The sequence below is a fragment of the Streptomyces sp. NPDC008092 genome (genome assembly GCF_042957285.1).
Classification (GTDB): Bacteria; Actinomycetota; Actinomycetes; order Streptomycetales; family Streptomycetaceae; genus Streptomyces.
In genome coordinates this window covers 590,060-613,651 of sequence record NZ_JBIBHY010000001.1, presented here as the reverse complement: position 1 = coordinate 613,651, position 23,592 = coordinate 590,060, and the positions used below count along the sequence as shown (strand labels likewise).

At 67.3% G+C, this 23,592-nt stretch carries 7 protein-coding genes and 3 pseudogenes; 6 read left to right on the top strand and 4 right to left on the bottom strand.

The genetic code is table 11. The features are described from left to right. Positions 1 to 33: 33 nt before the first annotated feature. The gene (locus ACFZB3_RS02465) at positions 34 to 6,903 is read right to left on the bottom strand and encodes an RHS repeat-associated core domain-containing protein (protein ID WP_391368405.1); all 6,870 of its coding nucleotides are present in this window, start codon (positions 6,901 to 6,903) and stop codon (positions 34 to 36) included. 864 nt (positions 6,904 to 7,767) lie between these two features. On the opposite strand from ACFZB3_RS02465, the gene ACFZB3_RS02460 reads away from it, so the two are divergent. Continuing rightward, positions 7,768 to 13,698, top strand: a complete 5,931-nt coding sequence (locus ACFZB3_RS02460; protein WP_391368402.1) for a LamG-like jellyroll fold domain-containing protein — start codon at positions 7,768 to 7,770, stop codon at positions 13,696 to 13,698. A 470-nt stretch (positions 13,699 to 14,168) separates the two neighbouring features. Here the strand turns inward: ACFZB3_RS02460 and ACFZB3_RS02455 are convergent. After that, positions 14,169 to 14,270 (bottom strand): annotated as a pseudogene (locus ACFZB3_RS02455) (3-oxoadipate enol-lactone hydrolase); the annotation flags it as partial. A gap of 280 nt (positions 14,271 to 14,550) precedes the next feature. Here ACFZB3_RS02455 and ACFZB3_RS02450 point away from each other — a divergent pair. The 5 genes and pseudogenes from ACFZB3_RS02450 to ACFZB3_RS02430 all read left to right on the top strand — a co-directional run bounded on the left by ACFZB3_RS02450 (position 14,551) and on the right by ACFZB3_RS02430 (position 20,433). Continuing rightward, complete coding sequence (locus tag ACFZB3_RS02450; protein ID WP_391368400.1) at positions 14,551 to 14,745, top strand: hypothetical protein; 195 nt, start codon at positions 14,551 to 14,553, stop codon at positions 14,743 to 14,745. 110 nt (positions 14,746 to 14,855) lie between these two features. Further along, positions 14,856 to 15,528, top strand: a pseudogene (locus ACFZB3_RS02445) (transposase family protein); the annotation flags it as partial. A gap of 43 nt (positions 15,529 to 15,571) precedes the next feature. Then, positions 15,572 to 15,736, top strand: a pseudogene (locus tag ACFZB3_RS02440) (transposase family protein); the annotation flags it as partial. Between the two features lie 409 nt (positions 15,737 to 16,145). Beyond that, positions 16,146 to 18,173: a S8 family serine peptidase gene (locus ACFZB3_RS02435; RefSeq protein ID WP_391368397.1), complete on the top strand. Its 2,028-nt coding sequence runs from the start codon at positions 16,146 to 16,148 to the stop codon at positions 18,171 to 18,173. A 505-nt stretch (positions 18,174 to 18,678) separates the two neighbouring features. Next, positions 18,679 to 20,433: a hypothetical protein gene (locus ACFZB3_RS02430; RefSeq protein WP_391368394.1), complete on the top strand. Its 1,755-nt coding sequence runs from the start codon at positions 18,679 to 18,681 to the stop codon at positions 20,431 to 20,433. A gap of 306 nt (positions 20,434 to 20,739) precedes the next feature. On the opposite strand, the gene ACFZB3_RS02425 is transcribed toward ACFZB3_RS02430, so the two are convergent. Together ACFZB3_RS02425 and ACFZB3_RS02420 are read right to left on the bottom strand one after the other, a co-directional pair. Then, complete coding sequence (locus ACFZB3_RS02425; RefSeq protein WP_391368391.1) at positions 20,740 to 21,666, bottom strand: S8 family serine peptidase; 927 nt, start codon at positions 21,664 to 21,666, stop codon at positions 20,740 to 20,742. Positions 21,667 to 22,538: 872 nt separating this feature from the next. Beyond that, the gene (locus ACFZB3_RS02420) at positions 22,539 to 23,486 is read right to left on the bottom strand and encodes a zinc-binding dehydrogenase (protein ID WP_391368388.1); all 948 of its coding nucleotides are present in this window, start codon (positions 23,484 to 23,486) and stop codon (positions 22,539 to 22,541) included. Between the last annotated feature and the right edge of the window lie 106 nt (positions 23,487 to 23,592).

The window sequence follows — 23,592 nt, the reverse complement described above, 5'->3', positions numbered from 1 at the left end:
CGGCGGGCCGCATTACGACCCGCCGCACCCAAGTTATGGAATTGTCCTGGGATTAGAAACAGTAGCCTGCATATTTGCCGGCCACCACGGCGGCGGCCACTGTCCGCTATAATTCGGTGGCGGATTCATCGGCGCCACTCTGTCGCGCTTTGAACTGTTACAGAATCCACAAGCAGGCGTAGTATTCGCATCCGTCAGGTCTCCCCCATTGATCCTTGGCTCCACGTGATCGATCGGCACTGCAAGATTTATCCGGCAGTATGAACACAGTGGGCGACTAAGCGGCGGGTGCCACTGTACACCAGTTCCATATTCGGCGCGCATACTTGCCGGGATGGCCTGATAGGCGCCTGGACCACCGCTGGATCCGGCTGGAATGTCATGAACCGAGTATCCCGGCACCGAACAAGCTGCCGGATTCGGTGCATTGATGTTATGCACCAAGATCGGGATGCCGCCCGCCACGACATAGTACGTGTGGAGTTGCTGGACGGTGAGGTTCCAGCGGTTGGCCGTGCCGGGGGTGGGCTGGGCGGCGACGACGTGCGCGTGGCCGTTGGTGGCGGTGTTGAGGGCGTCGCCATGGTGGAGTAGGCCGGCAGGGATCCAGGTGTGGGTGGTGTCGTCCCAGAAGGGGTGGTTGGCGGTGGTGTGGAGGGTGGCGGTGTGGCCGTTCTTGGTGCGGATGGTGAGGTCGAGCAGGTCGTGGTCGTGGTTGATCCAGACGTGCTGGACGGTGCGGGTGCCTTGGTGCTTGCCGGTGTTGGGGTCTGCGGCTTGGACCTTGTCGCCGGGTTTGATGGCCTTGATGGGCTTGGTTTTGCCGTGGGCCAGGAGGACGGGAGTGGCGGGGGCGAAGCTGCAGCCCTCGGGTTTGATCGCGGTTCTAGCTTCTGCGGTTTCGGCTTCGACCGCTTCGCCCTCACCGCGCGTGAGGGCGAGCGAGGCTGCGTCGAACAGCAGCTTTCCGGTGCCTTCGGCGGTTCTGCCGTGGGCGAAGTCGCCGTAGATCTCGGATCCGCGTCCGGTCACTGCATTCGAGAACGCGAAGCTGGGGTCGATTTGGGAGATCAGCTGTGTGCAGTTGTCGCCGCTGGTGAAGCACTGCTTGTCGGCTTGAATCTGGAGGTAAGGGGCCTCCACCATCCCGACGATGGACTTCTTGGTCTGGTCGAGCACGGTATGCGCGACAGTACCGACGAAGCTCTTCCAACCATGATGGCCGCTGCTGCTGTCCGTGTTCGAGCCGTCGAGAATGTGGGCCGACTCTGTGCCGTCGCCGCCGCCCTCGGTCCAGTGCAGCGTGAGCCCGGTCGGGTCGCTGCCGGTGACCGGGTTGTCGGCGGCGTAGGTGTAGCCGCCCATCTGCTGAGGGCTGGTGGCTTCGAAGATGGGGTCGGCGCTGATGAAGCTGCCGAGGGTGGGGTCGTACTTGCGGGCGCCGACGTCGGTGTAGCCGGTGTTCTTGTCCTGTGGTTTGCCGAGGTAGGAGTGGGTGGGGTCGGGCCAGGTGACGGTGTTGGCGCCGCTGCGTGGTTGTCCGTAGGGGGTGTACTGCTGGCGGGCGACCTGCTGGGTGGTGATGTCCATCGACAGGGTCGAGGTGCCGTGGGGGTCGCTGAAGAGGTACTTCGCTCCCCCGCCGGGGAGGCTGGAGATCATGGCGACGGGGGCGCCTGTGCCGCCGTGGGTGTACATGCGGACGGCGCCGAGCAGGGTGTTGGGGGTGACGCTGGTGTTGACGACGATTTCGGTGTCGTCGGCGAAGAGTGTGGTCTGGCCTGGATCGCGGCGGATGAGCTGGTTGCCGTCGGCGTCGTAGAGGTACTTGGTGCTGGTGGGGCTGGCGCCGGTGGTGTCCACTTGGGCCAGGTGGCCCTCGTCGTCCCAGGTGAGAGTCTGGCCGGGGCCGGTGGTGGGGGTGCGGGTGTGCAGGTTGCCGTCTTCGTCGTATCCGAAGTGCGTTGGGTTGGTGCCGCCTGTGGTGGCGGTCAGGGTGTGGGGCTGGGCTCCGGTGGAGTTGCAGTTGGCGGTGCAGCCGTCGTTGTAGGTGGTGGTGACGGTGCTGCCGGTGGTGCCGATGGCGTGGTCGATGCTCTGGTGGCGGTTGCCAATGGGGTCGTAGTTGAACGTCTGCCAGTAGGAGCCGGGTGTTGTGGTCAGGGTGCTGCTGGTGGGCGGTTTGACGTTGCAGTTGTTGGCTGTCCAGGCGTCGGTGAGCCGGTCCAGGGCGTCGTAGCCGTAGCACTGCTGGTCGGTGACGGTGTTGCCGGTCTCGGACTGCTGGTCGACGGTGGAGGTGGGGTTGCCGGAGGCGTCGTAGAAGTACTTGGTGTCGTCGACCGTCGGGCCGGGCGCCTGGGTCCGGTCGACCTTACGTTCATTCAGCCGGAGGGTCTGCGCGTCGTATCCATACGTGACCGAGACCGAGTTGGTTTGGGCCCCCATGATGACCTGCGACGGCTGACCGTCTTCGTTGTACGCGGTCTTGCTGACGTAGGCGGAGGTACTGTTCTCCGAAATGGTCGGATTGCCCAGTGCGTCGCGGGTGTACTTGATGAGCTCGCTGCTGAGCCCCTGGGTGCCAGGGTCGCTTTGCGAGGCGAGCAGCTGGTCTCGCGTCGTGTAGGAATAGGTTGTTTTGTAGGTCGAGGGCAGCGGTACCTCGGACGTCGGCAAAGTGATCTGAGTGCCCGTCGGCTTACCGAGGCTGCTGTAGCCAGTGGTCGCGACCGTGTAGCCACCGGTGGTGCCCTGGACGTAGCGGGTGGACGAGGTCGGCATCCCGATACGCTTGGTGTCGTAGGTCCAGGACGCGAACTGGAAGTCGGACTTGGCCTTGTCGGTGGCGGTGAGCTTGCGGCCCAGCAGGTCGTAGGTGTAGTCGAGTTCGACCTGTTTCGCATCGGTGGTGGAGATCAGGTTCCCGGCGTCGTCGTACCCGTACTTGCTCCCGCCCGTGTCCGGGTCGGTTTGGGTCCTCTTGCGTCCCAGCAGGTCGTAGTCGAACGTCCAGACCATCTTGTCGGGGCCCGTGACCTGGTGTTGCTGACCGGCGGCCGTGTACTGGTAGGTGGTGGCCGAGGTGGTGCCGCCGGTGGCGGTGAAGCCGGCTGCCGCGGACCCGGACACGGTGGGCGGGACAGTGTACTGGTCCAGTTCAGTGGTCTGGCCGCGTGCGTCGACGACCGTTGTGGAGGCCACGCCCCCCTTGGGGGGCAGAACGGTGGTTTTGTCCCCGGTGTAGGCGGTGGTGGTGTTCCAGGTCTTGACTCCCTGGGCTTCCTCGGTGACCAGGTCGGCCCGCCCCTCCCCGTCGTAGTCGGTGACCGTGGTGTCGGGCGCGGAGACCTGGGAGATCGAGTACGGGATGCTGCGGGGACTGCCTGGCTCGGCGAAGGCATTGTTGGTGAGGACCGTCCAGCCGTGGGAGTCGTACTGGATGTCCGTGACGATGGTGGTGGAGTTCTCCCCGGTCTTCTGGACCTGCAGGGGGCGCAGCATCGCGTCGTACAGCGTCTCGCTAACCCGGTAACTATCGTTGTCAAGGAGGGAGTTGGAGGCAACGACCGTCGGTGCGGTCTGGGAGACGCTGTAGGTGTAGGTCGTGTTCGCCGGTGCGCCGTTGACCTTGATCTCGTTGGGCAGCCATACACCGGTCAGGCGGCCGAGCGCGTCGTAGGTGAGCGAGGTGAGCTTGCCGGCCACGTCGGTCTTTGCGGTGGGCAGCTCCCGGGCGGGGTCCAGGGTGCTGCTGGCGAGCTGGCAGTCCAAGGAGGACGTGGTGACCGTGGAGCAGTCCGCACCGGGTGTGACCTGGGTGATGGTGGTGCTGCTGGTGGGCAGCGCACCGGTGGCTGGGGTGTAAGAGGTGAAGACGGACTGGGCGAGGCTCTTGCCGTTCGGTGACGTGGAGCGGGGGGTTCGGGTGACCTTCGTCGTGCGCCCGTAGGAGTCGTACGTGGTGGCGGTCTTGTCGACAAAGGCGGTCGCGGTGGCGCCGCTCGCGTCGGACGCGCCCTGGACGAGGGTGGCGTCACCTGTCGCGGGCAGGGCGGGATCCGTCTGTCCATCGCCGTCGTAGGCGAAGGCGTTGCTGTCGTATGAGGTGCGGGTGTCGGAGATCAGGGTGCCGCTGGGGGTGGCTCCCGCGGTTGAGCAGTCCTGGGCCGTGGTGAGGGTCTCGGCGGCGAGAACCAGAGTGGCGACGCTACCCGTGAGGTAGCGGTTGTAGGTGCACTTGGCGACGTTGACGGCTGCTGTGGTCTCGCCGCGGTCGTCGACCTGCACGGCCATGCCCGTGGTCGACTTGCCCAGAGCTGTGTTGTAGAAGGTGTCGGACTCGGTCCTGCGCCAGCCGTACGACACGGCCTGCCGGGTCAGCGTCTTCGCAGGACGGGCCATCTGGGCCGTGAGGTCCGGCAGCCCGCTGCGGCTGCGGCTGGCCGTGGGACCGATGATCGTGGGCACGGTGACCTCGGCCTTGTCTAGGCTGCCTGTGGCACTGGTGTAGGTGTCGGTCTCGAAGGTCTGCCCCGCCAGGGCGTTGTCGTCGGCGACCGAGGTGGTCCCGTCCTGGCTTGTCAGTGCCGGGACCGAACGGGTCTTGCCGCCGGGCAGGGTGTCGCCGTTCATGCCCAGGAAGTAGTACGTCTTCGTCAGCGTCTTCTGGTCGTGGACCGCGGCTTTGTCCGTGTAGTGGAGGACGGTGGTGTCGCCGGTGGTGACGTCCACTTCGGGGTAGCCGCGGAACTGGCCCCAGGTGCGGTTCTTGGCCTTGACGGTCTCGTTGTCGTCGTAGTGCCAGCCGGGGTTGCCCTTGTAGGCGTAGTCCGTTTCCAGCTTGGGCTGGGTGCCGTCCTGATAGGAGTTGTTCGGATCGATCGTGACGGCCGAGGTGACCTTGTACTTGTAGAACCAGTCCATCCACGGCGCGGGCTGTCCGTCAGGGGTCCAGTAGACCGGGAAGCACGACAAGGTGTTGGTGGAGGCGAACGTCTTGGCGGCCGCGTCTGTCGGGTCGTTGGGGTCGCTCGCCGGTGCTTTGGAGCAGTCGGGGCGGTCGTAGGTGACCGTCGTCTGGGCGCCGGCCTCGGTGGTGACCACCTGGATCCGGTCGTGGTACATCAGCGGCATCTGCGGAATGGTCCCGACCCGGTTGGGCAGCTGCAGCGGCGGGTCGAAGCTCACCGCCGGGGTCGAAGTGCTGCTCGTGGCGCCGCCCAAGGTGTCCAGGCCGGTGCGTTTGATGGAGTCCAGCCACAGGGTGGGGGCGTGGTCGCCTCCGTCGGGGAAGGACTGGGTGAAGGTGTACTTGTCGACCTGCTGGGTCGCACCGCCCGTCTGGATCTGGGTGGTGATCGAGGTCAGGCGTTTACGGGACCAGAAGCTGGGGCCGTGATTGGTGCAGTTCGTCGAGCCCGAGGTGCAGTTCAGGTCCACCGGTACGTCCGGCCAGTACGCGGCATTGGCCGTGGTGAACTGGCTGTCCGCGCACGTGTTTCCGGACGGGGTGCCCGGGATGCAGCGTTCGGCCGAGGCGTCGAAGACGATCTGCTCCGGCGCGGTGGCCGAGTAGATCGTCGAGGCGGTCATGCCGTAGTCGATGCGGGCCAGCGTGCCGCCGCGGGTGTAGGCGACGGCGGTGTTCTTCATGTCCGCGCCGTAGTAGCCCGTTTCCTGTGAGTAGTACCAGGCGCTGGCGTTGCTGTGGGTGTCGACCACGTAGTCGAGGTTGAAGCGGTAGCCGAGTGTGCAGGAGGTGGCGGCGAAGTCGGTGCTGTCCGGGCAGTCTGAGACGCTGCCGTGCGCGTGGTAGACGGGTTCGGTCCACACGGACTTCGTCTCGTCCTTGCCGCTGGTCCAGCCCGGCAGGCGGTTGCGGCCGAAGAAGTACTGCACTCCTCCTTCGGTGACCTTGAAGTACTCCCCGTTCTTGGTGCCGTTCGTGGCGCCGGTCAGGTCCTCGATCTTGATCGTGGAGCTGTCGTCGACGGGGTGGAACGTTTTCGTCGAGTCGTCGTAGACGACCTCGGTGGACTTGCCGTTCAGCGAGAGCGTGAGGATCTGACCCGCCCAGCACTGGTCACCGTCGTTGTCGGGAGCCCCGGACGACGAGTCGTCCTTGCAGGACTTGTACGTGCGCTCGACATAGTTCTCCGCCGAGCTCCAGCCGTCACCCAGCCACGAGGACTGGTTGTTGGTCCCCTCGGTGCGCGCGTCCTGGCTGGAGGAGTTGTAGAAGAGGTCGACGTTCGGGACCGAGCCGCCGATCGCCGGCGGAACCGAGATCGGGTAACTGTAGGTGAATGCGCCGGTGTTACCGGAGGTCGACCAGGAGCCGCCGGGCGACAGGCTGGTCGCCGAGTAGTCACCCGCCGAACCGGACGTGCCCGCGGCCGCCGCCATGACGACCGTCGTGCCGGAGGACGCGGCCGCAGAGCGGGCCGAGCCGACGGCATTCGTTGCCACCGCCTTTGGGCCAGGGACGGTGACCTGGGCGGACAACGGTGTTCCGGGGGCGGTGCGCACCGCTCTCTGGATCTGGCACTTCGCCAGCTTCGGCGTGGTCAGGGCGCAGGCGGGCAGCTGCACGAGGTGCAGGCGCGCGGCGAAGTCACCGCCGAAGGCGTAACGGAAGGATGAGTCATCGACCCGCAGTGCGACCTTTCCGCCCCCAGGGCTGGTGCGCTGGAGAGTGAAGAGCACACCGTGCACGCCGACGGTCTGTGCGGTCTTCTGGTCCAGCACGGTCACCCGCACCCGCTGCGATCCGCTGACGACGGCCGCCTTGGCCCCCGCTCCTGCCACGTCACCCAACAGGACAGGCGTGCCCTTGGCCCGGACCTCGGTCGCCTTGGAGGTAAGCCGCGCGGAGCCGGCGCCGACCGGCAGAGTGACCACGGAGCTGCCCGCCCCAGGTAGCTTCGCATGGCCGCTGGGATCGAAGTGCTTGAAACGCTTCGAGGTTGAACCCCACCTTGGTCTGGAGTGGACCAAGGGGACCCGCTTGTTCTGCGGTGCGGCAGGAGCCGTCACATGCCGCTGCTCCGAGGTTGCTGCCGCAGCAACACCAGCGGGCAGCAGGCCCACCAGCAGGGCGCCGACCGCCACCGCTGCCGTATGCCGAACCTTCCGGGCCGTCCAGGACGCCCGCCCGCGACTCCATGCCGAAATCCGCGCCATGCTGTGCGTTCCCTCCCAGACCCCAGACCACCCAACTCTCCTACGTGTCAGGTGACTTGAGTGCACGTCACAGCGGAGGCACACGTCGATCACATCCCCCGCACACGATCACGCTAGGGCTTGACCTCAAACCCGAAGGCAAAGCATTCCCAGAGGGAAAGCAAAGGAACTCCACAGACCGGAACCCAAGTTGGTCTGTATTCGTCAAAAGCGGACTCTGTGCGCGTACTTGTCGATCAATTGATGATGGACCGTCTTCACACCGGCCCCACAGAATGCAGAACGGCGCGGGGCCCACGGGGGGAACCGCACGACATCTGCGAAGGACTCCGACCTCACATGTCTGCCTCTCGCACACCCCTGCCAGCCAGACACCTCGCGTCCAGACCCATTGCGGCCGCTATAGTCGCGGTCCTAGCGGCCGGATCACTGGCCTCCACCACACCCGTCCATGCCGCGCCACTGGATGCGCCTAGCTCCTCGTCCAAGACCACCTCGAAGCGCGACGACTCGCCATCCGCCGCCCGCAGCCTCAACCCAACAGAGTGGGCGTCCGCGCAAGCGAAGGCGACTGGCCAGCCGGTGACCATCGACGCGCTCACTGGCACCGGTACGCAAGTGGTGGCCAACCCGGACGGCACCTTCACCCGGACCGACTCATCCATGCCCCAACGCACCCTGCAGCAGGGGAAATGGGTCCCCATCGACCCCACCCTGGTACAGCACGCCAACGGGACCTGGGGCCCCAAAGCCGCCGTCACGGATGTGACGTTCTCCGGTGGCGGCTCGGGTGCACTGGTCACCCTGCGCAGCGGGGCCGACAGGCTGGGCTTCTCCTGGCCGACCGCCCTGCCCAGACCGGTGGTCTCCGGTGACACCGCCACCTACCCGGACGTGTTGCCACAGGTCGACCTCCAGCTGACCGCGGACGCCTCCGGATACTCCTCGATCCTGGTGGTCAAGACCCCCAAGGCCGCAGCCGATCCCCGTTTGAAAAGCCTCACGCTCAACACGGCCTCGTCCGGCCTCAAGCTCTCCGCCACCCCCGACGGTGGTGTGCAGGCCACGGACAAGCACACGAGCGAGACCGTCTTCCACAGCGACACCGCGCTGATGTGGGACAGCGCAGGGCAGAAAACCGCGCACACCCCCCGGGCACACACCAAGACCGTTTCGTCGGCACGAGCCGAGCACCAGGCGTCGGGCAAGGTCGGTGCCCACCGCTCCCAGGTCCGAGTACACCTGAAATCCGGTCGGCAACTACTGTCACCCGATGCGAAGTTGCTCTCCTCCAAGAGCACCGTCTACCCCGTCTATGTGGACCCGGAGTGGAGCGGGAGGCCCTCCCAGCTGGACTGGGCCCGGATCTCCGACAACGGGTGGAACGTCTACAACTCGACATCCACCACAGGCGCCACCAACGCCCGGGAAGGATGGGACAACAACACCCCGGGCAACGGCGAACGGGCCCGCACCTACTACCAGATCAACACCAGCGGCATCAAAGGCGCCGTGGTCAGCCACGCCTCCCTGTACGTGAAGCAGCTCTCCGCCGCCTCCTGCTCCGACACACCCGCCGCCGCCTACGGCACCGACCGGCCCGCAGCATGGAACTCCTCCAACCTGTACTGGGGCCACGAACCCACCGTACGCACCGACGCACTCGGCAAGACCAACCCGGTCAGCCACGAAGCCGGCACCTGCCCCGTCACCGACGGCGCCAACTCCTGGGTCAGCCCGCCCTCGCTCGAATTCAACGTGACCTCCCGGGCCCAGAGCGCAGCAGCCGGCAGCTGGAGCAGCATGACGCTGATGGTCCAGTCACCCAACATGAACGACGCCTCCCAATGGAAGCAACTGGCCTACGGCGGCGGCGCCACCATGTCGGTCACCTACAGCTACCGACCCAAACTCAAGAACGGCACCGGCACCCCGGCCATCAAGCCGTCCACGGTGAACCTGGGCAAGACGATGACCACCACCCACACTCCGACGCTGTCTGCGCGTGCGGTCGACCCCGACCTGGCCGGGGGCAGCGAGCTGGTACGCATCGAGTACAACGTCTACAACTCCTCCGGCACTCTGATCCACCAGGGCTTCGGCCCCAGCACCGACTCCAAGAAACGCGCCCGGTACAACACCAACGGCAGCGACTGGACCACCCCGAGCCTGCCCGACGGCACCTACACCTGGAAGGCCACCGCTCAGAATGCCGCGGGCTACTGGGTCGGCACCGGATCGGGTATCTGGACCAAGACCCAGACCTTCACCGTGGACACGACCGCGCCGCCCATGCCCACCGTGACCTCCAGCCAGTTTCCGGCCGGGCAGATCGGTGCCGCCTACGGCGACAAGGGCACCTTCACACTCAGCAACAACCACACCAACAACATCACCGGATACCTGTTCGCTCTGGACGCCACACTCGGCAACACGGTGTACAGCAGCAGCAACGTCGTCCACGTGGCCAGCACGACCAAAATCACGACGGGTCAGGCGTACTACGTCACGTCGGACAACGGCCCCGGGACAGGAACGTCGGTCCTCAACGGCAGTGCCTCACCCGCCTTCGCCCCCGGTACCACAGGCCCTCACACGCTGTACGCCAAGGCGGTGGACCAGGCCGGCTCAACGTCCATCCAGGCGTCTTACGCCTTCTACGCCGGCACCAGCACCCCGACCTACGCCTTCGGTGACAAGATGATCAGCGGCTGGACCGCGACCAACACCGACGGCACCACCACAGTCGTACCCAAAGCGACCACAACCACCAAGGGCGGCCAGCTGATCAGCCAGGCCGCTGGCAGCGGCTACGAGTTCGCCGACGGCTACCAAGCCTGGCTCGCCAACAAGTCAACCACCTCGAAGGTCGTCAGCGGCGACAGCGCCACCTTCAGCTTCGACATCCCCAAGGACGGCCCCTGGAGCTTCGGAGCCAACCTGACCAAGGCCAAGGACTACGGCATCTACCGACTGGTCCTGGACGCGGGCAAGAGCACCCAGACAACACTGCTCAGCGACTACGACGCCTACAGCACCTACACCACCACCCACTTCATCAACCTCGGCATGCCCAAGGACGCCAACGGACAACTGCTCACCCTCAACCAAGGTATGCACACCCTCACCCTCACCCTCACCGGCAAGAACTCCAAGTCGGCCGGGTACCAGGCGGGCCTCGACGTGCTGCGGCTGGGACCGGCACTGACCTGCACGATCAACGACACCAGCAGCTGCCTGAACAACACCGCAACCAGCACCTTCACCACCACGACCAGCCCGGCCGACGCCGACGGCTCCGGCAACAGCATCAACTCCGCCGACCTGACAAGCACCTCGGGCTGGCAGAGCGGCAGCATGGTGACCATCGACGGCGCCACCATCACCCTCCCGAAGTTCGGCACCGGCACCTACGACAACATGCTGGCCTCCGGCCAGACCGTCACCCTGCCGGACAGCGGCACAGTGAACACCGGTGACGCCTTGGTCTTTCTCGCATTCGCCACCGGCGGCCCCGCCAAGGAGACCTTCGGCACCATCTCCTACGCCAAGGACAACTGCATCGATGCCGGCGGCGCTCCAGCCGACCAGGTTTACCATCTGGACACCGTGCCCGACTGGCTCAGCGGCCCCCCCTCCGCTGCCGCGCTCACGCTGGTCCACGAGAACCACCGCAACAACACCCAGACCAGCCCGGCTCCCGGCCCCAAGATCTACGCAATCAGTGTCCCGCTTAAATGCCCGGGCTCAGTCATCAGCAGCATCACCCTGCCCCTCTTCACGAACGGCGTCCAGGCGAACCAGCCGGCCCTGCACATCCTCGGCATGGGCCTACGGCCAATGGCCCTCACCGGCAGCGGATCCAACACCCGACACTGGGTCGGCACTTGGTCCTCCGTCCAGGACACCGCCAAGGTGCAGCAGTCCGGCGGCAGTACCGCCGTCGCCAACGGGCAGACTTTGCGCATCCCGGCTCACGTCAGCATCGGTACAGACACCGGCAACGGTGCGCGTATCCATTTGTCCAACGCCCTGGGCACCACGCCGGTGACCTTCGACGCTGCCTCGGTAGCCCTGCAGGACACCACCGCGGGCGGTGCCGCCACCACGGCCGCGGGGCCCACGGCGCTGGCCTTCGGCGGGCATGCGTCCGTCACCATCCCCGCAGGCGCTGACGTCACCAGTGACCCTGTGACTTTGGCCGTCGCGCAGCAGGCGACAGTGCTGGTCAGTCTGCAGGTGCACGGCTCGGTCACCGCCCTCCCCGGTCACGCCATTGCCCAGACGCCCGTGTGGATCAGTGCCGACGCGGCCAACCGTACGCTCGACACCTCGGCCGCGAACTACACGCAGACGTCGTTCACCGGCGTGCCCTATGTGACCGGAATCGACGTCACCACCCCTTCCGCCGTTCCTACCGGCTCGGTGGTCCTCTACGGGGACCAGAGCATCAACGGGGACACCGCGAGCAACGACGGTCAGCATCATCTCAGCGACGCCATCACCAACGTCCTCGTCAACGAATCCGACGGAGACGACTCCGTGGACTACGGCGTGCTCAACGCCGGGTCCAACAGCAACAGCCTCAGCAACAACCTGCTACCGCAGATCACCAATAGTGGCACCCCGAGTAACGCGCTTAATCCCCTGGACCGCAACGTCCTGGCCCAAGGCAATGTGCGCACCGTCCTCGTCTCCACCGGCGCCACCGACCTGCTCAACTGCACCGGTACTGCCGACACCTGCGCCACCAGCGTCGAGAACGGCCTGCAGTCGCTCAACAGCCAGCTCAGCTCGTACTACACCGACGACGGGCAGCCCCACGACGGCCAACAACCGGTGACGGAGAACTCCAACATCACTGTCTACGTCACCACCATCCCGCCATTCACCGCCGCCCACCCAGGCACAGCGACGCAGGAAGCCGCACGCGAGCAGGTCAACAGCCAGCTGTCCGATCTCTTCTCCGGCCAAGTCATTGACTTCGCCGGGGCAGTCTCCACGGACGGCACGGCAACGTCCTCCACCGTCAAAGCCGCCGACTTGTCCAACGGCAATCCTTCCAGCACGTACTACGACGACTTGGCCGCCCGCTACCTCCGCGACACGAACAACACTGACACAATCGACATCGCTCCGAACCTGATCGTCCCCGTCGCCACCGGCAGCGACACCCCCGACAACGAGTGGGAGCTGGCCGCCGACGGCACCGACCAGCGCGGCGATAACCCGTTCACGGCGGTCGGTGGCGCGACCTCCAACGCTGCGGGACCCGATGCGGTCAACGCCCCCGCCGCCGCCACCTCCTTCGACGGCAGCACTGGATTCCTGGAAAGCGACCACACCGCCGTCAACACCCTCGCCGACTACACCGTTTCCGCCTGGGTGAAACTGGACTCGGCAGCAGGCCCCGCCACCGCCATCTGCGAAGGCACCAGCCAGCACCAGGCGTTCTACCTCGGCTACGACCGCGGCAACCAAGGCTGGATGTTCCAGACCACGACCACCAACGACGACAGCTCCGACTTCCCCACCGCCGAAGGAGACGCCGGCACCGGAGCCCTGGGCACCTGGACCCACCTCCTCGTCACCTACACCGCACCCGTCGACGGCGACGACAGCACCGGCGTCATGTCCATCTACCAGAACGGCACCCTCATGGGGACCGCCACCAACCTCACCCCGCAGTACGACTCCTCCATGCCTCTGACCATCGGCGGCTGCGTCAACGACCCTGCCGCAACGTCCCCGTACAACGCCTTCCCCGGCTCCGTCTCGGACGTCCAGGTCTACCCCTACGCGCTGCCGGCCAGCGACGCCGACGCAGCCAGCGTGATCGTGCCCAGCGGCTGGCAGAACGGCATGCCCGAGGACGACTGGAAACTCGCCACCAACGGCACCGACACCGCCTCTCTCAACCCGCTCACCCCGACCGGCAGCGCCACCTTCGGCACCAGCGCGCCGAGCGGGATGTCCGGCAGCGTTGCCTTCGACGGCAGCACCGGCTTCCTCAAGAGCAAGCAGAGCGCGGTCAACACCCTCGGCGACTACACCGTCTCCGCCTGGGTGAAGATCAACTCAGCCCTCGGCACCACCGCCGTCTGCCAGGGCACCACCCAGCACCAAGCCTTCTACCTCTCCTACGACAAACCCAGCGCCGCCTGGATGTTCCAGACCACCACCACCAACGACGAGAACTCCGACTTCCCCACCGCCGAAGGCGACCCCAGCAGCGGCCCCATCGGCACCTGGACCCACCTCGTCGCCACCTTCCGGGCACCAGTCCCGGGAAGCTCCAGCAGCGGCAACATGGCCCTCTACCAGAACGGCACCCTCATCGGGACCGCCACCAACCTCAGCCCCCAGTACGACTCCTCCATGCCCCTCACCATCGGCGGCTGCATCAACAGCGCCTCCGCCACCACCCCCTACCTGGCCTTCCCCGGCTCCGTCGCCGACGTCCACGTCTACCCCCGCACACTCTCGGCGACCGAAGTCAGCACACTGCACTGACCCACCGCCGAAACAGGGCCCGCGCCGACTCCGTCAGGAGCGGGGCGGGCCCGCCCACGTCCGCAGCAGCCGCCAGCCGCGCCCAGCCAGCGAACGGACCGACACCGTCGAAGGCTCCACCGAAAACCGGCTTGCGGGGACCGCCCAGGAGATCACATCCGCCGGCGCAACCTCCGAGCACAGGCGCGTTGCAAACATCGAAGCGGCACACCACAGGCGCATCCACCGGGAAGGCGCCACAGAAGAGGCCCGCATCAAGTACGTCGAGGCTCAGCGCGCGATATCCACCATCGCGCCAGCCATGCCGCCGAGCCAAACCAAAACACCACCAGCCGACGGGGGCTTCGTCACGCTGCCAGCTGTCACGGGCGAGTCACAAACCCCGTGGACACCCTCTCGGCACAGGATCCTGAAATAAGACATATACGCCCGCACAGGACTGGATGGACGGCCCTGGACGGCTTCTACGACATGTGCCATGTGGTACCCAGTGAGGGACCGAGGATCAGGACCGGTGCGTCTTCCGGCCCGTCAAAGCGGTATTGCAGGGTGTTCATCGGTGTCTCACTCACCCGCCTGACCCTCTCATCTGTCGCGACAGACCCTATGAGCGGGGTACTGGCTGCAGCTGTTTGACCGGCTGGAAGACCTCCAGGGCTGGCGGCGCTCCCAGCAGGCGTCGGCGGGCAGCCTGGCCCACCGCCGGTTCGTACCCCGGTCTCCCGGAAGCCAGTCGCACCGGTGCAGGGTCAGGACCGTCTCACCCTGCACGTGGTTGCAGAGCTCCACGACGTACGCCTCACCGCTTTCGTCGCTCTTCGCCGCGGCTGGGCCCGCTGACAACGAGGAGGCATGCACCTGCACGACACCGCCGTGGGCTCATGTCTGAAATCCGTCATCACGGCCGTCAACGAGGTATCGCCGGACAACCACCTCAGGTGCAGCATGCACACCCCGCCGAGTCCCCACTGCAACGACAACCACTGGAACGTGTGCCACTGGTGGCTCACCGACCACCCCGAAGCGGTCGCCTTCCAGAATCAGTGAGCTTCTTCGAGCCGGCCACCGATCAGGTGACGGACCACGAAGCACAACGAGCAAGGCCCCCGTGTTGATCGAGATGTCTGACATCTCAACAACGCTGCTCGGCAGCCTCGTTGGTCATCTGTCCTGCCGCACTCGACCTGCCCCATGCACTCGTGGAGTGGGTCGTCATGCTCGTCGTCACCCGTGCGGGCGACCGGTTCTGCAAGCTCCGCCCGTCTCAACGCGCGATGGTGGCACGGTTCGGGATCAGCGAGTCCACCGCCCACGCCTGCACCAGCGCAGTCATCCACCTGCTCGCCGAACGGGCGCCGGGACCGCTGAAGGTCCTGCGCAAGGCCGATACGGACTTCGTCCTGCTGGAACGGCACGCTCGCCGAGTGCGACCGGGTCGGTGACGGACGGCCCGACTGCTCCCACAAGCACCGCTGCCCCGGGGTGAACGTGCAGGTGCTCACCGATCCGGGCGGCGGGCTGCTGTGGCTCTCACCCGCCTCGCCGGGCCGAACCCACGACCTGACCACGGCCCGCACCCACCGGATCAGCCACATCTGCGACCGCCAGGGCGTCCCCGTCCTGGCCGATCTCGCCCACCAGGGCGGCGGCCCCTGGGTGACCACGGGCATCAAACGCAGGCCCCGGCAGGAACCCACCCCCACCGAGACAACCGTCAACCGTGCCCTGGCCGCGGCACGGGCACCGGTCGAACGCGGTGTCGCACGCCTGAAAGCCTGGCGCATCTTCCGCAGATCCCGACGCAGCCCAAACCTCATGACGTCAATCGCCGGGGATCGATCCGACCGGCGCCCCCGCGCTACCTGTCCGGCCTACTCGGCGCCGGGAGCGCGGGAGACGGTGGCGTCGGCCGGCCTGCGGCCGGCAGTCCGTGCTCACCCCGGTCCACCTGCGGTGCGGCCACTCCTGCGCCCAGCTCGCGGCCGGGTTCCGCGTCGGCGTTGCCACCGTCTACCGCTACGTCGCCGAGACGGCCGACAACCCTGTTACGGCGCGGCATCCGTCGATCAGGTCATAGCGGTACTGGACCGCTCCGGTTCAGCTCACGAAGCCCAGCGCAGGTTCCTCAGCTGGTCCAGGGCAGGGAAGTGGGGCCTGATGCGAATCCGGACTGTCGTCGCCGGCTCCGCGTAGACGTGGAGGCGCAGGCCGACGCCGCTGTCGAGCGCCCTCCGGAGTGATGCCGAGCCCGTATGGGGGCCTTCCTCCAGGCTCGACGTGCAGGTGGACAGCCGCCCGCCTAGCGTGTTGGCCGAACGGAAGCACCACGCGGCTTGGCGTGACACCGGTTCAGTCGGGCTTCGGCCGTCTGGGCGTCGGCATGGGCAGTGCCGGGGTGCCACGGGCTGCCCGGTGCGCGTCTTCCCCACCCCCTCCGGGAGTTCGGCATGTCCCGTATCACCATCAACGGCGTAACGGTGGACCCGCTGGCCCAGGCCGACGACCTAGCCACCGCATCGCTGGTGTCCGCGGACGCCTCCGCGTCCAACTACCTCCTCGTCCAGACCACACACCCACCCACAGCCGAGGAGAAGGAAGAACTCGCGGCGCTCGGGGTGGTGATCTACGAATACGTTCCGGACGACACCTATCTGTGCGGCTTCCGGCCCACGGATCTTGACGCCGTGCGCGCCCTGCCTTTCGTGGCCTGGGCGGACGTGTACTTCAAGGGCTTCAAGATCGCCCAGTCGCTCCGGTCGAACCGGCTGCGCCCGGGGGTCGCGGTGCTGGCCGACCCTACGCAGGCGGTGGGTCCCCAGACCTGGACCGTCGACGTCGTCCTGCACGAGGACGTCGACGTGACCACGGACGGACTGCGGGACCGGATCGCGGCGGCGGCCGGTGTCAGCCCCGGCGACGTACACCCCGAAGGCGACAAGGTGCGCATGACGATCCGGGACGATGACCTGGCCGCTCTGGCCGCGCTCGATGAGGTGAAGGACATCGAGGAAGTCCCCGAAAGGGTGCTGTACAACACCGTCTCGGCGAACATCATGAACGCCCACGTGTCTCTCAACGGCACGAAGTTCCGGGGCGAGGGCCAGATCGTGTGTGTCGCCGACACCGGGCTCGACAAGGGGTCCACCACCAATGTGCATCCCGCCTTCACCGGCCGGGTCAAGCGCTTGGTCGCCTTGGGCCGTACGAGCCCCGCGCGGACGGACGACCCCGACGGACACGGTACCCACGTGGCGGGCTCCGTCCTCGGCGACGGGACGTCGGCGTCGATGGGCGGAGCCATCACCGGCACGGCGCCCGAGGCGCGACTGGTCCTGCAATCCCTGTTGGCCGACGACGGCTCGCTGTCCGGCATCCCGCCGAACCTGCGTAACCTTTTCGAGCCGCCCTTCCTGGAGGACGGGGCACGGATCCACACCAACTCGTGGGGTCCGGTCACCCCGGGCCTGCCGTACAACAAGGCCGCACGCGAGGTCGATCAGTTCGTCTGGGACAACAAGGACTTCGTCATCTGCTTCGCCGCGGGCAACGACGGTACGGACCGCGACGGTGACGGCCGGATCAACCTGAGGGCCGTCAGCGGGGAGACCGGGGCCAAGAACATCATCACCGTCGGCGCCAGCGAGGGCGACCGCCCCCTGATCCCCCACACCTATGACGAACTGAGGCCGCTCTCGTATCCCGCCCCGCCGATCCGCGGCGACAGGATGGCGGACAACCCCGCCGGGCTGGCGGCCTTCAGCAGCCGTGGCCCCACCCAGGAAGGCCGGATCGCGCCCACTGTCGTCGCTCCCGGCACGGCGATCCTCTCGACGCGCTCGCGCATCGCGCCCGACGAAGGTCACTTCGGCGTCTCCACGGACCCCGCGTTCATGTTCGACAGCGGCACCAGCATGGCCACCCCGCTGGTCGCCGGCTGTGTGGCGGTGCTGCGCGAGACGCTGGTGAAGAACGGCACGCCGAAGCCCAGTGCCGCGCTCATCAAGGCCATGCTGATCAATGGTGCCGATGAGCTCAAGGGCCAGTACATCCCCTCCGAGGCGGGCCCCTCCCCCAACAACAACTCGGGCTTCGGCATCGTCAATCTCCAGCGGGCCGTCGTCCTCCCGGCAGATGCCGGCCGGGCGGGTTTCACCGACGCCAAGGAACTGGAGCAGGGAGAAGAGCGCGCGTTCAGCATCACGATCCCCGAGGGCGCGCCCGCCGCCCTGAAGGTCACCCTCGTCTGGACGGACCCCCCTGGCCCGGCACTGCAGAACGACCTCGACCTTGTCGTCCGCGCAGGCGGTCAGGAACGCCACGGCAACATGGGCACGGATCCCGGGTTCGACCGCGTCAACAACGTCGAACAAGTGCACTGGCTGGAGATCCCCGCCGGGGAGGCCGAAGTCGTCGTTCGCGCCTTCCGGATCACCCAGTTCGCCCAGCCGTACGCCGTCGCCTGGCGCATCCTCTGACTCGTGTACCGCGTCCATCAAAGACGCGGGTCCTGGCCGGGCTCAGCATGTACAGCGCCCGGCCTGGCTGCAGCGCGGCCGCGGCAGGTTGTGCGAATCGCACCTGGACAGAACTGCCCCGGCACGACGGTCCTCCAGTGTGAACGAGAACCGGCTGAAGCTGATCCGCGGGGAGCCGAGCAGGGCTGGGGCCTTTCTCGCGACGACGGTTGAGTCTGCGTACGTGGTCAATGCCGGGAGATCGCGCAGGAGCCGGGGCACCGGATTCCCGGCCAGCGGCACGATTGCGGGTGGCGCTCGGAGTAGCCCCTGGCGATCCACGAGGGGTGAGATGCAGTACCACACCACCGGCGATAGCATGGACACAACGGCCGCGCGAGCCCAGTGAACGGTGGCCGAATTCCCCTAGCGTTCATGGTTCCTTGCGTTCCTTGCGTTCCTTCGTGCGCCTTCGCGTTCCTTCGCTCCCTGGGCCCGCAGACTGCGGGAAAGGAGATGGAACACGATGAGTCAGACGGACACCCTCATCGCCATCGAGAAGACCCAGGTGGGATACCACGAAGGTTTCTCGAACGGCCACTACAACAACCATCAGAAGTTTTCCCCCGCCGTTCCCGGACTGGAGTGGTCACAGAACCAGTCGTGGTGTCAGACCTTTCAGTCCTGGGCCTTCCAACAGGCCGGCGTGAAGAGCCTGGCACCCGTGACCGCTTCCTGCCCGACGGCCGTCAACTGGTACAAGAGCCGCGGCAGGTTCTCGTACTATCCGGCGATCGGGGCGCTGGTATTTTTCGGCCACTCGGGAGGCGCACACGTCGGACTCGTCTACAAGTACGACGCAGATTATGCGTACACCGTCGAAGGGAACACCAACGCCAACGGTTCGTCCGAGGGCGACGGGGTGTACCTGAAAAAGCGTGCCCGCCGGGACAGTTTTCTCTACGGATACGGACTGCCGAAATTCGCGGAGGGAATCGTCACGGCTGATCCGGGTTTGAAGAACAAGCCAGGATATACCTATATGGCCACTGCCTCGTCCCGTGCGTCCGATGCACTGCCCGTGCCAGAGGTCGAAGAGGCGCTGCCGTGGGTGTCCTCGGACCAGCTCTCCTGGGCGGCCGCTCACCCCACTGCCGAGGAGCAGGCCGCGGGAAACGGCGGCGGCACCACGGCGGACGATGTCGCTCTCGTACAGGATGCGTTGGAGAAGGTCATGGGCGTCGCCCCGGACGACCCGCACTCCGTGTTCGAGGCGGAGACACAGGAGCTCTTCGAGCGCTTCCGCACGGAGAAGCTGGGCCACTCCGAGGCGGACGGCCATGGCGTTCCCAGCACGCTGGAGCTGGCCGAACTGGGCAAGCAGTCAGAGCTGTTCAACGTCAGGGCGGGTTCGTCCCCGGCCGCAGAGCAGCCCTGGGTCAGCCTGAACCAGGTGGTCTGGGCCTCGACGCACAGTGCCCAGGAGGAGCTGGCGCAGCCGGGCGGGGGCGCCAGCCCGAAGGCCGACGTGGCTCTGGTACAGGACGGGCTGGAGAGGGTCATGCACACGGACGTGGCCGATGAACGCGGGATCTTCGAGACCGCCACTCAGGCCCTCTACGACGAGTTTCGTCGTACGGTGCTGCACTTCTCCGGCAGTGACGCCGTCGGGACACCCGGAGCGCAGTCGCTGACGGAACTCGGACAGCGCGCCGGGCTGTTCCGGGTGCGCACCGGTTTCCCGGCGGGCGGGACGACGGATGGTACCGGCGTCGATGCCATCGGGCAGGTCGACCCGAAGCAGGTGACGTTCCATCGGTATACATCCGAGGGCACGCTGGATGACTGGATCGCGCAGGCGAGTACGGCGGCCGGAGTCCAGGCGAGCAGCTACTGGGTGAAGGGCTTCAGGACAGCCGTCGCGCGCGAGTCGTCCGGCAATCCCAACGCCTGCAATCTGTGGGACTCCAACGCCAAGACGCCGCCCGCCTTCAGTAAGGTCAAGGACTTCGGGGACGGCTATCTGCACGATGGACGGATCATGAGGCTGAACGGCGCGCTCACACATTTCCAGTGCTCCCGCGGCATCGTGCAGTGCATCCCGCAGACATTCGCCCAGCGCCACGCTCCCGGTACCTCGCTGAACATCTACGACCCCGTGGCATGCATCGCCGCCGCGATGCGGTACGTCCGCGGCCGGTACGGAGTCGCCATCGACGGTTCCAATCTCGCCAAGAGGGTCCAGCAGTTCGACCCCAACCGGCGTCCCCACCCGTACTGACGGCGACGCCGGACGCATCCGACGAGCGCCGCCTGGCTCCGGTCGGGATACGGGACAACCCTCAGCTTCCAGTGCGCCCGACAAACCACCAGGCCATGCCCGCTGAAGCCACAGCACCGCATGGCTGCAGACTCACCGGAGAGCATCAACGGCCCGCCGGGCGGTACTGCGGCGAATGTCTGCGCAGGCCGGCGCAAGCCGTGTGGCACGGGGAAGACGATGGCACGGGGGCCGGGCGACTTGCGCCCGCCATTCCGGTGAGGCGCGGAGCATGGGTGACCGTGCGACTGGGGCGAACGGGGCAGGTCAGAGGCCACCGGTATTGAGCAACCGGTTGGGGGTGTCGGAGCGGACACCGAGCACGACACCTCGGGTGGCCGTGTGGTCGAGCCAGACGTGGACCTCGTTGGCGGTGGCGTGGGGGTGTGCCGACAGGTACAGCGCGATCACGCCGGTCGCGTGCGGCGCGGCCCAGGATGTGGCGCCGTCGTTCTCCGTGGTCGTACCGCCGCCGGCGAGGGCGGCGGTCACCTTCTGGCCGGGGGCGTACAAATCCACGCACCGTCCGTACCCCGATCCGTAGGAGCCGCCGTCGCTCCATGCGCGGTCGTTCGAGGTGGAAGCCGCGACGACGATCGTGCCGGGGACGCCGGCCGGCGAGTGTTTGCAGGCGTCGTCATGGAAGTTGCCGGCCGACACCACCGTCGGGATCCCCACGTCGACCATCTTCTTCACGGCGGACTCCAGGGCCGCCGACCGGTGGTCAAGGTTGAGCGACATGTTCACCACCGCGGGCTTCTGCGCATGCGCGGTCACCCACTTGACCGACTTCACCAAGGCCGCCTCGGCCGCTGCCGGGGAGCCACCGCCCTCGCTCTCGCACAGGATGCCCTGGACCCGTACGAGCTCCGCCTTGGGCGCCACCCCGTACTTCGCCCCGCCGATGATGCCCGCGACGAACGTGCCGTGGCCGACGCCCGCCTCGCTGAAGCAGTCACCGGAGTCGTGCGGGCCCACGAAGTCGGCGCCGAGGTGAGCGCGTCCGCCGAACTCCTTGTGGGCGATGTCCATCCCGGTATCGATCACGTAGACGTGAACGCCCTTGCCCGTGGCGGAGGTGGTGAACTTCCCGTTCAAGGGCCGCGACCGCTGATCCAGAATGTCCAGGTTCCACGGCACGTGCCGGGTGACGCGCGAAGCTGCGGTCTGCGCGATCCCGGACAGGTTCCTCATGGTGCCGGGAGACCTCGGCGCCGGGCTGGACGACGCCCTGCCCCCGGAGGGCGCCACGGACTGCCCCGTCCCGTGCGCGGAGAGCGTTCCGCCGCCACTACCGGCGGCCGCGCCGGCTTCCCCGCCGCAGGCCGAGGCCCCGAGCAACGTCGCCATGGCGACCGCCATGAGACCGGCCTTCGTCACGTTCCGCGTCACTACGTCCCCCACACCCCTGCTTCGCACACAGTCAGCGCACAAGACGACCACAAGGGATGGGCGGTTCCGGCGGGGCTTCAGAGGTCCTGACAGAAGTTGTTGATCACGCGACTTCCGGCTTGGGTGGTCGTTGGTCCGGCCGTGGTGAAGGGGGAGTCGCGGCTGTGGATCGTGTCGGATGAACTGTGGTCGCTGCTGGAGTCGGAAGCGGTCCGGGAAGGCATGCGTTGTCAGCAGTTGGCCACAGCCTTGGACCTTCAGGCGGTCCCGGCGAAGGTCGAGGGGCCCCGGTCGAAGGTGAAACGCCTGGTGGAGCGGGGCTGGGCGATTCGGACGAGGCCAGGGCACGTCGGGCAGCGCAGCAGGTCGAGGGAGCGTACGAGGGCAGGGGGAAGCGACACGGGCACGAGGCACTCCTGGCAACGGTGAAGGGAGGAGACCGTGCCTGCACGCGCTCGGAGCGTCACTTCCCGGGGAAGGAACGCGCGGCGACGGGGGCGTGGTGCACGCGGCAGGCACACCGAGGAGGGCGACGCCGTCCGGCATCGCCCTCAGTGTCTTCCGGTCACAGGAAGCAGCAGTGCGGGGTGCTCATGAATGCCACGTCGTGATTCTACGAGCTCGGGCGAGGCCGCCATGGGCCGCGGGCGCGCTCGGCGCACCGGGCCCGGTGTTCAGCGGTCCGCCTTCTCCCGACCGGCGACGAGCACGACACCGCCGCGGAGTCCGCCCTTCGCCAGCAGGGCGTGCGCCTCGGCGGCGCGCTCGAACGGAAACGTCCTGGCAACGCGCAGGTTCAGCCGACCGCTTTCGACCAGGCGGGCCAGTTCGGTGAGTTCGGCGCCGTCCGCCCGCGCCTGCACCAGACCGACCCTGACACCGCGCTCCGAAGGCGGTGTGCCGGGCGGCGTCACCGCGACGAAGGAGCCACCGTCACGCACGGCCCCGATCGCCGAGTGCCCGGCCGACGCGGCGTCGAGGAGTCCGTCGACCCCGCCCGGGACGGCCTTGCGCACCGCGGCGGCGGCATTGTCACTGCGGGCGACGAAGGTCGCCCCGAGGCCGGTGAGGAACGGCTCGTCCTCCGGAGCGGCGACGGCGACCACCCGCAGGCCCTGGTGCCGGGCCAGCTGGACCGCGAAGCCGCCGACGGCGCCGGCCGCTCCGGTGACGGCGATCCGGTCACCGGCCCCGAGCCCCAGGATCCGCAGCGCCTGCGCCGCCGTGTGGGCGTTGAGCGGCAGTGTCGCCGCGGCCTCGAACGCCACGCCGGCCGGCGCAGGCGCGAGAGCGGCCGCGGGCAGCACCACGAACTCCGCCTGCGTACCGATCTTGGTCTCCGGCCAGTCGGACATCGCCAGCACGGGCTGCCCGATGTGGAAGCCGGACGCGCCCAGCCCGATCGCGTCGACGGTGCCGGCGGCGTCGACACCGAGTACGTAGGTGGGCCCCGCGGGCACCATCGGCCCCAGGTAACCCGCTCTGGCGACCACGTCCAGCGGGTGTACGGCGGCTGCGTGGACTCTGACTCGAACGTGACCGGCGGTGACCTCGGGGATCGGGCGGTCGCCCACGGTGAGGACATCCGGGCCGCCGAACGCGGTGAAGGTAACGGCGCGCATAACGTCTACCAGCTCTGTGTGTAGGGACTTCGGCATGGCGGGACTCCGTGCGCAGGCGACGGTGTCGGGGAGCGCGCCGGTCCCGGCGGACCGGCGCGGTGGGCCA

Excerpts from the sequence above, each read along its gene's own strand:
- ACFZB3_RS02450 (WP_391368400.1), top strand. The coding sequence starts at position 14,551 with ATGCACCTGCACGACACCGCCGTGGGCTCATGTCTGAAATCCGTCATC.
- ACFZB3_RS02435 (WP_391368397.1), top strand. The coding sequence starts at position 16,146 with ATGTCCCGTATCACCATCAACGGCGTAACGGTGGACCCGCTGGCCCAG.
- ACFZB3_RS02430 (WP_391368394.1), top strand. The coding sequence starts at position 18,679 with ATGAGTCAGACGGACACCCTCATCGCCATCGAGAAGACCCAGGTGGGA.
- ACFZB3_RS02425 (WP_391368391.1), bottom strand. The coding sequence starts at position 21,666 with ATGAGGAACCTGTCCGGGATCGCGCAGACCGCAGCTTCGCGCGTCACC.
- ACFZB3_RS02420 (WP_391368388.1), bottom strand. The coding sequence starts at position 23,486 with ATGCGCGCCGTTACCTTCACCGCGTTCGGCGGCCCGGATGTCCTCACC.